Annotated in this window: 12 protein-coding genes; 4 read left to right on the forward strand and 8 right to left on the reverse strand. The window is 65.4% G+C overall.

Translation table 11 applies throughout. From position 1 onward, the window contains the following. Nucleotides 1–24: 24 nt before the first annotated feature. The gene (locus MTR65_RS06700) at nt 25–972 is read right to left on the reverse strand and encodes an L-threonylcarbamoyladenylate synthase (protein WP_243798393.1); all 948 of its coding nucleotides are present in this window, start codon (nt 970–972) and stop codon (nt 25–27) included. Nucleotides 973–1,026: 54 nt separating this feature from the next. Between MTR65_RS06700 and MTR65_RS06705 the strand changes: the two genes are divergently transcribed. Next, nucleotides 1,027–1,872, forward strand: a complete 846-nt coding sequence (locus MTR65_RS06705; protein ID WP_243798395.1) for a DUF815 domain-containing protein — start codon at nt 1,027–1,029, stop codon at nt 1,870–1,872. Between the two features lie 24 nt (nt 1,873–1,896). On the opposite strand, the gene MTR65_RS06710 is transcribed toward MTR65_RS06705, so the two are convergent. After that, nucleotides 1,897–3,396, reverse strand: a complete 1,500-nt coding sequence (locus MTR65_RS06710; RefSeq protein ID WP_243798397.1) for a PQQ-dependent sugar dehydrogenase — start codon at nt 3,394–3,396, stop codon at nt 1,897–1,899. A 61-nt stretch (nt 3,397–3,457) separates the two neighbouring features. Here MTR65_RS06710 and MTR65_RS06715 point away from each other — a divergent pair, with 61 nt between their 5' ends. Both MTR65_RS06715 and MTR65_RS06720 read left to right on the forward strand, forming a co-directional pair. Continuing rightward, on the forward strand, nt 3,458–3,943 hold the full coding sequence (locus tag MTR65_RS06715; protein WP_243798471.1) for a GAF domain-containing protein: 486 nt from the start codon (nt 3,458–3,460) through the stop codon (nt 3,941–3,943). A gap of 184 nt (nt 3,944–4,127) precedes the next feature. Then, the gene (locus MTR65_RS06720; protein ID WP_243798400.1) at nt 4,128–4,457 is read left to right on the forward strand and encodes a hypothetical protein; all 330 of its coding nucleotides are present in this window, start codon (nt 4,128–4,130) and stop codon (nt 4,455–4,457) included. Between the two features lie 142 nt (nt 4,458–4,599). Here MTR65_RS06720 and MTR65_RS06725 read toward each other — a convergent pair whose 3' ends face one another. The 6 genes from MTR65_RS06725 to MTR65_RS06750 all read right to left on the reverse strand — a co-directional run bounded on the left by MTR65_RS06725 (nt 4,600) and on the right by MTR65_RS06750 (nt 10,625). Beyond that, complete coding sequence (locus tag MTR65_RS06725; protein ID WP_243798402.1) at nt 4,600–5,589, reverse strand: ParB/RepB/Spo0J family partition protein; 990 nt, start codon at nt 5,587–5,589, stop codon at nt 4,600–4,602. Continuing rightward, entirely contained in the window at nt 5,586–6,362 is a 777-nt protein-coding gene (locus MTR65_RS06730) for a ParA family protein (RefSeq protein WP_039389922.1), read from the reverse strand. The genes MTR65_RS06725 and MTR65_RS06730 overlap by 4 nt, the downstream gene beginning before the upstream one ends. Then, entirely contained in the window at nt 6,359–7,000 is a 642-nt protein-coding gene (gene rsmG / locus MTR65_RS06735; RefSeq protein WP_243798404.1) for a 16S rRNA (guanine(527)-N(7))-methyltransferase RsmG, read from the reverse strand. Before rsmG ends, MTR65_RS06730 begins: the two co-directional genes overlap by 4 nt. After that, nucleotides 6,997–8,859 carry a tRNA uridine-5-carboxymethylaminomethyl(34) synthesis enzyme MnmG gene (mnmG, locus tag MTR65_RS06740; RefSeq protein ID WP_243798407.1) on the reverse strand — a complete coding sequence of 621 codons (1,863 nt, stop codon included), beginning with the start codon at nt 8,857–8,859 and terminating at the stop codon, nt 6,997–6,999. The genes rsmG and mnmG overlap by 4 nt, the downstream gene beginning before the upstream one ends. A gap of 122 nt (nt 8,860–8,981) precedes the next feature. After that, nucleotides 8,982–10,286 (reverse strand): tRNA uridine-5-carboxymethylaminomethyl(34) synthesis GTPase MnmE, encoded by a 1,305-nt coding sequence (mnmE, locus tag MTR65_RS06745; RefSeq protein WP_243798410.1) that lies wholly within the window; start codon nt 10,284–10,286, stop codon nt 8,982–8,984. A gap of 63 nt (nt 10,287–10,349) precedes the next feature. Further along, on the reverse strand, nt 10,350–10,625 hold the full coding sequence (locus tag MTR65_RS06750) for a DUF6489 family protein (protein WP_039389915.1): 276 nt from the start codon (nt 10,623–10,625) through the stop codon (nt 10,350–10,352). Between the two features lie 150 nt (nt 10,626–10,775). On the opposite strand from MTR65_RS06750, the gene MTR65_RS06755 reads away from it, so the two are divergent. After that, nucleotides 10,776–11,474 (forward strand): dienelactone hydrolase family protein, encoded by a 699-nt coding sequence (locus MTR65_RS06755; protein WP_243798413.1) that lies wholly within the window; start codon nt 10,776–10,778, stop codon nt 11,472–11,474. The last annotated feature ends 9 nt before the right edge of the window (nt 11,475–11,483 follow it).

Genomic DNA, 11,483 nt, shown 5'->3' on the forward strand with positions numbered 1-11,483 from the left:
CTCGGAAAAATCTCTTCCGACCTCCTACGCCGCGGCGCGGCGCAACCGGTCGTTGATCGCCGCCCCAATCCCGGTTTCGGGCACGGGCGCGATGGCGATACGCGGATGGCTGGCGGCCGCGCCTTGGTGCAAGAGCGCGTAGAGCCGGCTCGCCGCCTCGATGAGATCCCCCGAGGAGGACAGCGTGGCATCACCGGCAATGGAGCCAAAGCCGATATGGAATTCGTCAGCCTCGGCCGCGTCGGCATCGAGACGCACAGGCTTTCCGGGCGCGTAGTGGCTGGCGAGCTGGCCCGGCGCCTCGATGGCTTGTGAGATGACCGGATCGGGCGCACAGCCCAGCACCTGAGCCAGCGTGTCTGCCGCAATGGGGCCAGGACGCAGGACCTGCCAGCGGTCGCCTTCGCGAAGGCCCACGATGGTCGATTCCAGACCTGCCTCGCAGGGACCGCCATCGATCACGGCATCGACACGTCCGCCGAGCGAGGTGACAACGTGCGCCGCACTGGTCGGACTCACCCCACCGCTGGCGTTGGCCGAGGGGGCGGCAAGCGGCAGGCCGGTTTCGGCAATGACCGCGCGCATGACGGGATGTGCCGGGCAGCGCAGCGCGACCGTGGGAAGGCCTGCCGTCACCGCAGCGGCTACCGGCGCCCCCTCGCGCAAGGGAAGCACCATCGTGAGCGGGCCCGGCCAGAACGCCTCGGCAAGAGCTTTTGCCCGCGTATCGAGGGTCGCGATGGCCTGCGCGGCGGCGAGGTCCGCGACATGGACGATAAGCGGGTTGAAGCTGGGCCGTCCTTTCGCCGCATAGATGGCCGCGACGGATTCATCCCGGTCGGCTCTGGCGGCCAGACCATAGACCGTCTCGGTGGGCACTGCGACCAGACCGCCGCTACGCAGGATCTCGCCCGCCGCGGCAAGATCAGGCGAGGATGGAGTCAGGAGGCGGGGACGACTGGCGGGATTCATACCCTGCCGCTATAGCGCAGCGCAGCGAAAGCCAAGGAAAAGCGCAAGGAAGCCATGACCACACCGCTGCCCGAAACGGACACGCCCGCCCTTCTCACCCGTATTGCCGAGGCGCTGGAGCGCATCGCCCCTGCGCCCGTACCCGCGACCGACTGGCTGGCGTTCCCCGCCTATGTCTGGAACGGCACCTCGGCACGCGGCGTAGCCCAGCTGGAGGCCCCCGCGCTCGACATGCTGCGCGGGATCGATGACCAGAAGGCCAGCGTCGTCACCAATGTGCTGCGTCTGGCCGCAGGCCATGCGGCGCACGACATGCTGCTGTGGGGCTCACGCGGGATGGGCAAGTCCGCGCTCTTGCGCGCCGCGATCCGCAAGGGGCAGGCCGAGCACGACAACGCCATCGCGCTTGTTCAGGTCGGTCAGGATGCGCTTGCAGGCGTGACCGATCTCTTTGCGACTCTGGGGAAGATCGAGCGCCGTTTCCTCGTCTTCGTCGATGATCTGGGCTTTGAGGAGAACGATGGCGCAGGTCCGCGCCTGCTGCGTTCCTGGCTCGAGGGCGGGGTCGAGGCACGCCCGGCCAACGTGCGCCTTGCCGTCACCTCCAACCGCCGCGCCATCGTCTCGCGCTCGATGCACGAGCAGGACGATCCCATCAATCCGCGCGACGTGGTCGATGATCGCCTCGCGCTGGCCGACCGGTTCGGCCTCTCCATCGGCTTCCACGCCTGTGATCAGGACGCCTATCTTGCCATCATCGGGGGCTACGCGCAGGAGTTCGCCCTGGAGTGGGACCAGGGCGATGCGCTGGAGTGGTCGCGCCGCCGCGGCGCGCGTTCAGGCCGTGTGGCCTGGCAGTACGTCAACGAATTGGCCGGGCGCGCGGGCAAGACCATCTGAGGCCCTGCCCGCCCCCTCTGAGGCTTAGTCCTTCTCGCGGTTGAGAATCCGGTCGGTCCCCCGGAAACCGGCCTGAAGACGCTTCTGCGCGGCCTCGGGCGAGTTGGGATCGACGAGGCCCGGCTTGGGCTCGAGATGGTCGGTCACGATAGGTGCGATCTCGGGCGAGGCGTCGGCATCAGGTGCCACGACGCGCCAGATGATACCCGCGGTATCGTCAGTGACGAGGAGCGCACCACTCGCATCGAAAGCCACCCAGGTCGGACGGCCGTGGGTAGTGCTGCCGTCCTCTTCCAAGAAGCCGGTCAGCACGCGCTGCGGCTTCACATCCCTGGGGTTGCCGTTGGCATCGAAGGGAATGAAGACGACGTCGTAACCCACCGCCGGACGGCGATTCCACGAGCCATGGCGGGCGATGAACGCTCCGTTCTGGAACGCCTTGCCCAGCTTCGTACCGCCCTTGTCGAACACCATGCCGAGTGTGCCGGTGTGTGCGCCCATCGCGTACTCGGGCTTGCGCGTATACTCGATCATGTAGGTCTGCATGTCGTACTGGACGCGCTCATCGAAGATGTTCTTCCAATAGACCCAGGGCCAGCCATACTGCGCGCCTACGGGCACGTTGGTAAAGTAGTCGGGCACGAGGTCGGGGCCGAGCATGTCACGCTCCTGCACCGTCGCCCACATCTCGCCCGTCGCGGGATTCCAGTCGAGGCCGTTGGGGTTGCGCATGCCCGCCGCGAACTGGCGACGACGACCGGTCTCGGTGTCGATCTCCCAGATGGCCGCGCGCCCGGCCTCTTCCTCCATGCCGTTGTCGGCGATGTTGGTGGCCGAACCGACCGCGACGTAGAGCGCCTTGCCGTCCTCGCTCAGGAGCAGGTTGCGCATCCAGTGATTGCCACCCGGCCACAGGTCCATGAGCTTCTTCGGCGTGCCCTCAATCTTCGTGTCGCCCGGCGTGAAGGCAAATTCGAGAATCGCGTCGTGGTTGGCGACGTAGAGCTTGCCCTCCCGGTAAGCCATGCCCGAGGGCGAGACGAGGTCGGCCTTACGCAAGTCGAAGGTCTGGTCGGCTTTCCCGTCCCCGTTGGAATCGCGCAGCAGCTTGATGGTGTCGGCCGAAGGGGCGCCCGCGCCCACCTTGCCCATCGCCCAGCCCATGACCATGCCGGTCAGACCGCCGCTCTCGCTCGCCTTGGGTGCGCCGGTCTCGGTCACCAGCACATCGCCGTTAGGAAGTGTGAGCATCGTGCGCGGATGCTGGAGCCCTTGCGCAAAACGCGTGACGACAAGGCCCTTGGCCGGCGTCGGTGCCTCCCCCTCGGCCCAGCCCACCGGATCAACCAGCTTCATGCTGGGGATCGTCTGCGGGTCGGGATCGACCAGGGTCGGGTCCTTGCCCGCCGTGGCATCGCTCGGCAGGTCCGAGCTGTTGGAATACTGCGTCCAGGCAAAGAAGGCGACGAGCGCCAGGACGAGAACGATAAGGGCCGCAAGGGCCTTGAGCAGGATCGAGCGCATGGGCACCGAGATAGATGCCCCCCGTCTATGCGGCAACCTCGAGTTGCGCTACCTGAGGGCCATGTACGATTTTGCCCCCCTTACCGACGCCCCCAAGCCCGAACTCTACGAAGAACTCGCCCGCGCCGCCCAGGCCCTGGTCGAAGGCGAGCGCGACGCTGTTGCCAACATGGCGAACCTAGCCGCGCTCATCTGGCAGTTTGTGCCCGATCTCAACTGGTCGGGTTTCTACCGCATGGTCGAGGATGAGCTCGTGCTCGGCCCCTTCATCGGCAAACCCGCCTGCATCCGCATTCCGCTGAGTTCCGGCGTGTGCGGCGCGGCGGCGCGGACCGGTGAGACTCAGCTCGTGCCCGACGTCCACGCGTTCCCCGGCCACATCGCCTGCGACGCCGACAGCCGCTCCGAGCTGGTTGTGCCCGTCGTGGTCAATGGCAAGGTGATCGCGGTCATCGACCTCGACAGCCCCCTTCCCGAACGCTTCGACGAGGAAGATGCCAAGGGGTTTGCCCGCCTTGCCGAGATCGCGGCCAAGGCCATCGGCTGACGCCTTCAGGCCTGCGCCGTTTCGGGACAGGCACAGGCGCACGATAGTCCGCCCAGGACCTCGGTGCTAATTCGCAAGGGCAGACATTCGGGAGAATTCCCGGCGATGCCCTTGCGAAGGAGACCCTGCGATGCGCCTGTCCTGCCCTCACCTTGCCTGCGCGGCGCTGCTTCTGACTCTGTCCATGACATCCGCTAACGCCCGGGAGGTGGTACGCTACGGTGGCTTCGATCCGGTCGCCCGGGACGCCTGGCTTGTCGATTGCTACCAGAAGGTCGCTCTACGCGACGCCAAGGCTGGAATCCGGCCCGGCACCGACGCACCGGACGAGTGCCAGGCCTATCTCGATGCCTACTATGAGCGCTACACGCGCACGCACACCGCACCCTCGCAAATCCAGGCTGGGCCCGGCTTCACAGCGCCCGGCTACGAGGCAAGCCACTACGGCGCGGACTATACGGTCGCAGTGGGCCCGAGCTTCACCTCCGAAGAGGTCGTGCAGAGCATTCCCTGAAATAAGGAAGTAATGTTTCAAGGGGCCATTGCCCCTTGACCCCAAAATGGGCGACGTCACCTCCCTCAGCCTCGTGGGCGCGTGGAAGGTGAGCTCGACGGGTCGGGGAGACCGAGGGCAACCGTCCTCGGAATCACTTTGTTCAAATCGCCCCGCCGGTCAGGCGCTGGCATACGAGATCAAGCTGGTCGAGCGTCGCATACTTGATCGTCACCGTGCCCGAACGCGGATCCTCATCCGACTGAATCTTGACCGGAAGGCCCAGGAATTCCTCAAGGTGGTCCTGCACGGCAACGATATCGGCATCCTGTGCAGGATCGCGCGCCGGACGGGCGGCACGGCGCGGCGCCGGAGCGGTCTCACCGCGCATCTTCTTGCGTACGAGCTTTTCAACGTCGCGCACCGACATCTGCGCCGAGACGGCCTGCCCCGCGATATCTTCAGCATCCTCGCAGCCGATCAGCGCGCGCGCATGGCCCATCGACAGATCGCCCTTCTCGACGAGCCTGACCACTTCGTCAGGCAGCGAAAGCAGACGCTGGAAGTTGGCCACGTGGCTGCGGCTCTTGTCGACCAGGCGCGCGATCTCGGCCTGCGTCATCCCCTCGGATTCGGACAGGCGCTGGTAGGCGCGCGCCTCTTCGATGGGGTTGAGATCCTCTCGCTGGAGGTTCTCGATGAGCGCCAGCGCCATGACCTCGCGGTCGGAAAGATCACGGACCAATGCCGGAATCTCATGAAGCTGGGCTTTCTGTGCGGCACGCCAACGACGCTCGCCCGCCACCAGCTGGAATGCGCCCGTGTCAGTGGGGCGCACGATGATGGGCTGGATGACACCGCGCTGGGCGATAGAGGCTGCCAGCTCGTCGAGCGCTTCTTCGTCGAAATGACGGCGTGGCTGCAGCGGGTCGGGCTTGATCTCGGCAATCGTCAGCGAGCGCAGGCCAAGCCCCCGGACCGTATCCGCAGGGACTGCACCGGATGCCGACGACGACGCTTCCCCTGCCCCGGACGTAGCGACCGGCTCCTCACGGCGACTCTCACCCAGAAGGGCTCCAAGTCCACGACCAAGGCCGCGCGACTTCTGGCGCGTCATTGCCGGAGTGCTACGGGGGGCGGTGTCGTCGCTCATGCTGCCTTCCTCGCTTCGGGGAGCCGCGTAATCAGTTCACGGGCCAGCGCCATATAGGCCCGGCTGCCCGCGCAGGAGTGGTCGTAGATCAACGCCGGAACCCCGTGGCTCGGCGCCTCGGACAAGCGCACGTTGCGCGGGATGTTGGTGTCGAAGATCAGGGGGCCAAGGCAGGAGCGCACGTCGTCTGACACCTGGTCCGTGAGGCGGTTGCGACGATCGAACATGGTCAGGACGATGCCGATGATACCCAGATCGGGGTTGAAACGCTGCTGGACACGCTCGACGGTCGTGAGCAGCTGACTGAGGCCTTCGAGAGCAAAGAACTCGCACTGCAGCGGCACCAGCAGCTTGTCGGCTGCGGTCAGTGCGTTGAGCGTCAGCAAGCCGAGCGAGGGCGGGCAATCAATCAGGCAGACATCGTATCCGCTATCATCACGCAGCGCGGCGCGCAGACGGTGCGCGCGGTCATCGGCGTTGACCAGTTCCACTTCGGCCCCCGAGAGATCCACAGTCGCAGCGAGGAGGTCGAGACCTGGGATCGAGCTGGGCACCACGCACTCGGCAAGCGGACGCTTGTCGACAAGAACATCGTAGGACGAAAATTCGCGATCGGCGGGATAGACGCCGATGCCCGTGGAGGCATTTCCCTGCGGATCGAGGTCGACCAGAAGGGTCTTCCACCCCGTGGCTGCAAGGGCGGTTGCAACGTTGATGGCCGTGGTTGTCTTCCCGACGCCGCCCTTCTGGTTGGCGATAGCAATACGGATCACGTGGTCTTTCCCTTCCTGCCGGACAGCGTTCCGACAATAATGCCTGCCTGCGGGTCCGTCAGGGACTGTTCCACGTGGAACACGTGCCGCCACTTGCGAAGGTCGTCCAATTCTTGCTGTGCCGAGCGCCCCTTGGGCAACACCCACAGGGTGTCACTTGTGGAAAATCGCGCGGATAACTCCAAAAGCTTCTGCAAGGGCGCAAAGGCGCGGGCCGAGATCACCGCGGCGTCGCGCGATTCGACCTGTTCGAGACGTTGCCCGGCTACGCGCGCCTTATCCAGCCCCATCGCCACACGCGCGCGTTCCAGCCACTCGATTCGCCGCGCGCGCGATTCGACCATGACCACTTCACAGTCCGGCCGCAGCGCCGCAATGGCGAGGCCCGGGAAGCCCGCCCCTGTACCAAGATCGAACCAGGGACCGCGTGTTTCACGTGGAACATGGGTCAACAGCTGGGCCGAGTCGACAATATGCCTCAGCCACACCTGCTCCAGACTCGCGGCTGAAACCAGGTTCTGGCGCTGGTTTTCCTCGGCCAGCATGGACACGAGGCATTCAAGCCGCTCCGCCGCCTCAGCATCGAATTCGGGCAGCGCTTCAAGCCAGGCACGCGCCTCGACTTCTGTGGTAATCATGCGGCCGATACCTCCCGACGCGCGCGAACAAGAACAGCGGCAAGCGCCGCCGGGGTGATGCCCGGGATACGGCCCGCAGCCGCCAGCGTCGCCGGGCGCGCCTTGGTCAGACGCTCGACCATTTCGCGGGAGAGACCGGGAATCTGATCGTAGGGAAAATCATCGCCAAGGGGCAGCGCTTCACTCGCGCGTAGGTCTTTCAGCTCGCGTTCCTGGCGTTCGAGATAGGGCGCGTAGGCCGCATCCTCGACGACTTCCTCGGCCAGAGCGGCATCGGCAAGCGGCGATGGTGCCCCTACCCTTTCCAGCCACGGAGCAAGTCGCTCCAGATCGATTCCGTCAAACCGCAACCATTCGCGCAAGGGCAGACGTCCCAGATCCATGCGCACCGACATGCCCGCTTGCGCAAGTTCGCTGGCAGGGACGGACTGATCGAGGCCCCTCTCCAGATCCGCGCGGGCTTCTTCACGCTGTGCGAACCAGGTCGCCCGCTCCTCGCCGACCGCCCCAACGCCAAGCGCCAACGGGGTCAGGCGTGTGCTGGCGTTGTTCGCGCGCAGACGCAATCGATACTCTGCACGCGCGGTCAGCATGCGGTAGGGCTCGCTGACACCATGCAGAGTGAGATCATCGATCATCACCGCCATGTAACTGTTGGCCCTGTCGAGCGGTGCCGGCGTACGCTCCAGGATAGCGGCGGCGGCATGCATGCCAGCGACGAGTCCCTGCGCCGCAGCCTCTTCGTAGCCCGTCGTCCCGTTGATCTGGCCTGCGCAATAGAGTCCGGGCATTTCGCGCAGCTCCAGGCTCGGGCGTAGCGCGCGCGGATCGATGTGATCGTATTCGACCGCGTAGCCCGGCACGACCATCTCGACCGTCTCCAGCCCTTCCATGCTGCGCATCATGGCCAGCTGGACATCGGTCGGCAGCGAGGTGCTGACACCGTTGGGATAGACCAGATGGGTCGAGAGCCCCTCCGGTTCGAGGAAGACCTGGTGTCCGTCGCGATCAGCGAACCGGTGAATCTTGTCTTCGATGGATGGGCAATAGCGCGGCCCCTGGGCACCGATGGCACCTGAGAACAGGGGCGAACGATCGAGGTTGGCGCGGATGATATCGTGAGTCTGCGGGTTGGTGCGCGTGATGGCGCAGAAGACCTGCGGAACGGTCCGGTGGCCAAGAGCCGACATCGTCCACCCGTCGGCATCGGAAGCCTGTTCCTCCAGGCGCCCCCAGTCGATGGTGCGGCCATCGAGACGCGGCGGGGTGCCTGTCTTGAGCCGGGCCATCGGCAGGTTGGCACCGCGCATCTGCTGCGCCAGCTTCTGGGCCGAAGCTTCGCCGATCCGGCCACCGACCAGTCGCTCCTCGCCGCGGAACAGGGTCCCGCCAAGAAAGGTGCCGGTGCACAGGATCGTGGCGGGCGCGTCCAGCTGGGTCCCGTCGGCAAGACGAATGCCGGTCACCCTTCCCTGCGCAAGGACCAGTTCGGCGGCCTCGCCCGCGACCAGAGTGAGGTCGCCCTGCTCCTTGAGGAGGCGATGGATCGCCGCCTTGAACAGGCGTCGGTCGGCCTGAATACGCGGGCCCTGTACCGCACTGCCCTTCGAACGGTTGAGCATACGATAGTGGATTGCAGCGGCATCGGCGGCACGTCCGATCAAGCCATCAAACGCGTCGACTTCGCGCACAAGGTGGCCCTTGCCGAGCCCTCCAATGGCCGGGTTGCAACTCATGGCCCCGACCGCGTCGAGATCGAAACTGACGAGCGCCACGCGCGCGCCCATGCGCGCTGCCACGGCCGCGGCTTCACAACCGGCATGGCCGCCACCGATCACGATGACATCAAAGGAATGCATGAGAACGCGCTTACTCCACCGTCTCTGCCCCGTCAAAGCTCCCATTGCATTGCGCGTGGTGTTTCACGTGAAACATGCGGACAGAGCCAATGGTGAGACTGCCCCCTGAAACCCACCGCTGATTACTTCCCGATGCAGAAACGTCCGAAGAGTGCATCCAACATGTCCTCAGTCGTCGCCCGTCCGATCAAGGAATCGAACGCGACCCGCGCTGTGCGCAGTTCCTCGGCGAGGATGAGAAGATCCGACTGCGCACCAGCTCCACGAAGCCCAGTCAGGGCCTGTGATAGCAACTCCCCCTGTCGTCGGTTCAATGCGAGTTCCCCCGGTCGGGGAAGGCAAGAGCGCCCATGCGCAACGAGATCACGGCGCAAGTCATCAAGCCCCTCCCCCGTCATGGCCGAGATACGGTGGCGAGCCAGGGCCTTGGCTTCATGCCCTTCCCGGTCGATCTGGGCGTCGATCTCCCAGGCGAGCTCAGGCCCTGCCCCTTCCGGCCCCAGCCAGAGGACGAGGTCAGCCCGCTCCAGTTCGCCACGCGCACGGTCCACGCCAATAGCCTCGATCGCATCCTCCGTGCCGTCCCGCAGACCGGCCGTGTCGATGAAGGCAAAAGGAACGCCGTCCAGCGCCACGGCGCGGATCAGAACGTCACGCGTTGTGCCCGCGAGCGGCGCCGTGATCGCGGCTTCATCTTCCACAAGAGCATTGAAGAGTGTGCTCTTGCCCGCGTTGGGAGGTCCGGCCAGTACGATGCGCAGGCCTTCGCGCAAGGCTTCGGCCCGTGGCCGGGACAGCCAGGTCTCGAGCTCCTCGGCGAGACTTGCCAAGTCGGTGTAGAACGATGCGGGCAACACGGCCACATCGTCTTCGTCGCTGAAGTCGAGTACCGCCTCCACACCCGCCGAAGCGCCCAGGACCCGATCACGCCATGCGTGGACCTGCTGGGACAAGGCGCCGCCCGCCATTGCGATGGCCGCGCGGCGCTGCAGCTCGGTCTCGGCGGAAAGGAGATCGGCAAGGCCTTCAGCTTCGGCCAGATCGATCCGGCCATTGGCAAACGCGCGCCGTGTAAACTCGCCCGGTTCGGCCGGACGGATGGAAAGGGCAGGCGTGCCCTCCCCCGACTGGGCCAGATCCGCAAGTGCGGCCTCTACAGCCCGGACGACAGCCCGCCCGCCATGCAAGTGCAACTCGGCAAGATCTTCGCCGGTCGCCGTCGCCGGTCCAGGGAACCACAAGACCAAGGCCTGATCGAGCACTGTTTCACGTGAAACACGCAAGGTGCGAAGGCTGGCCCGGCGCGGCTCCGGAAGCCCCCCTGCGAGAGCTGTCAGCGCTGCCCCGGCCTCCTTCCCACTAATGCGAATGACAGCAAGTGCGGCCGGAGGTGCGCCGCTCGAAAGGGCAAAGATAGTATCGGACATGGGCTCGTGTTCACTCAAGCGGAAGGCGGACAGCGTCGCCGGACAGGAACGTGAGCGGCGCCCTTACTCCGATTTGGGTTTCTCGCCCATCCCCTGCGCGGCCCCGCTCATGGCCATGGACATGCCGCTTTCGAGGAACTGCTGAAAGAGCTTGAGGCCCATTTGCCCCATCGGCGCCATCTGCTTGGTCAGTTCCTGGAGCTGGTCGAAACTGCCAGCCCCCTTCATCGCATTGGTCACGGCCTCGACGTAAACCTCGTTCGCACGGGTCACATCCGGGAGACCAAGAAAGCGCCGCGCCTCCTCAGGTGAACATTCGACCTCGACATTGACCTTCATGAGGCTCTCCTGATCTCGTTTTTTGTCGAATGAAGGCTGACACATACGCATGGCAAAGTCCATTGCCCGTACCTACCTGCAAGGGGGACGCCGGTGCGCGGCGCCCGCAGCATGACGCCATAAGGCGCCGCACACCAAGGAGACATGCCCATGGCCACCAACACCATGATTCCCACCCTGGACGGCACCGCCGCGATTCCGGCCTACGTCGCCCGTCCGGAAGGTACGCCGCGCGGCGCCATCATCGTCCAGCAGGAGATCTTCGGCGTGAACCCGGGGATCGTCCAGAAGGCCGACCAGTGGGCCGCGAAGGGCTATCTGGCCGTGGCGCCGGACAGCTTCTGGCGCCAGGAGCCGGGTGTTGAACTCGACGCCGACAAGGAGCCCGAATTCAAGAAGGCGCTCGACCTCATGGGAGGGCACGATTTCGACGCCGGCATCCGCGACATCGAAGCCGTGATTCACTGGATCCGCAACGAGGCCGGTGTGCCCAAGGTCGCGCTCGTCGGCTTCTGCATGGGGGGCAAGATCGCCTACCAGGCCGCCGCGCGCACCGACATCGACGCCTCCGTCGGCTATTATGGCGTGGGTATCGACGAGATGCTGAACGAGAAGCACGCCATCTCCAACGCCCTCCTGCTGCACATTCCGACCGCAGACGGATTCAATCCGCCCGAAGTCCAGAAGGCCATGCACGAGGGTCTCGACGACCATCCCAAGGTTACGCTTTACGACTACGAGGGCCTCGACCACGGATTTGCCGCCGAGATGGGTTCGCGCCGTAACGAAGCGGGTGCCCAGCTTGCCGATAGCCGTACCGAGGCTTTCATCGTGGAGCACATCGGGTGAAGGCTCTGA

The sequence above is a fragment of the Novosphingobium mangrovi genome (genome assembly GCF_022818885.1).
Taxonomy (GTDB): Bacteria; Pseudomonadota; Alphaproteobacteria; order Sphingomonadales; family Sphingomonadaceae; genus Novosphingobium; species Novosphingobium mangrovi.

Bases quoted from the DNA above. Each gene is read 5' to 3' on its own strand.
- MTR65_RS06710 (WP_243798397.1), bottom strand. From the start codon at position 3,396: ATGCGCTCGATCCTGCTCAAGGCCCTTGCGGCCCTTATCGTTCTCGTC.
- MTR65_RS06755 (WP_243798413.1), top strand. From the start codon at position 10,776: ATGGCCACCAACACCATGATTCCCACCCTGGACGGCACCGCCGCGATT.
- mnmE (WP_243798410.1), bottom strand. From the start codon at position 10,286: ATGTCCGATACTATCTTTGCCCTTTCGAGCGGCGCACCTCCGGCCGCA.
- mnmG (WP_243798407.1), bottom strand. From the start codon at position 8,859: ATGCATTCCTTTGATGTCATCGTGATCGGTGGCGGCCATGCCGGTTGT.
- MTR65_RS06720 (WP_243798400.1), top strand. From the start codon at position 4,128: ATGACATCCGCTAACGCCCGGGAGGTGGTACGCTACGGTGGCTTCGAT.
- MTR65_RS06725 (WP_243798402.1), bottom strand. From the start codon at position 5,589: ATGAGCGACGACACCGCCCCCCGTAGCACTCCGGCAATGACGCGCCAG.
- MTR65_RS06700 (WP_243798393.1), bottom strand. From the start codon at position 972: ATGAATCCCGCCAGTCGTCCCCGCCTCCTGACTCCATCCTCGCCTGAT.
- rsmG (WP_243798404.1), bottom strand. From the start codon at position 7,000: ATGATTACCACAGAAGTCGAGGCGCGTGCCTGGCTTGAAGCGCTGCCC.
- MTR65_RS06750 (WP_039389915.1), bottom strand. From the start codon at position 10,625: ATGAAGGTCAATGTCGAGGTCGAATGTTCACCTGAGGAGGCGCGGCGC.
- MTR65_RS06705 (WP_243798395.1), top strand. From the start codon at position 1,027: ATGACCACACCGCTGCCCGAAACGGACACGCCCGCCCTTCTCACCCGT.
- MTR65_RS06715 (WP_243798471.1), top strand. From the start codon at position 3,458: ATGTACGATTTTGCCCCCCTTACCGACGCCCCCAAGCCCGAACTCTAC.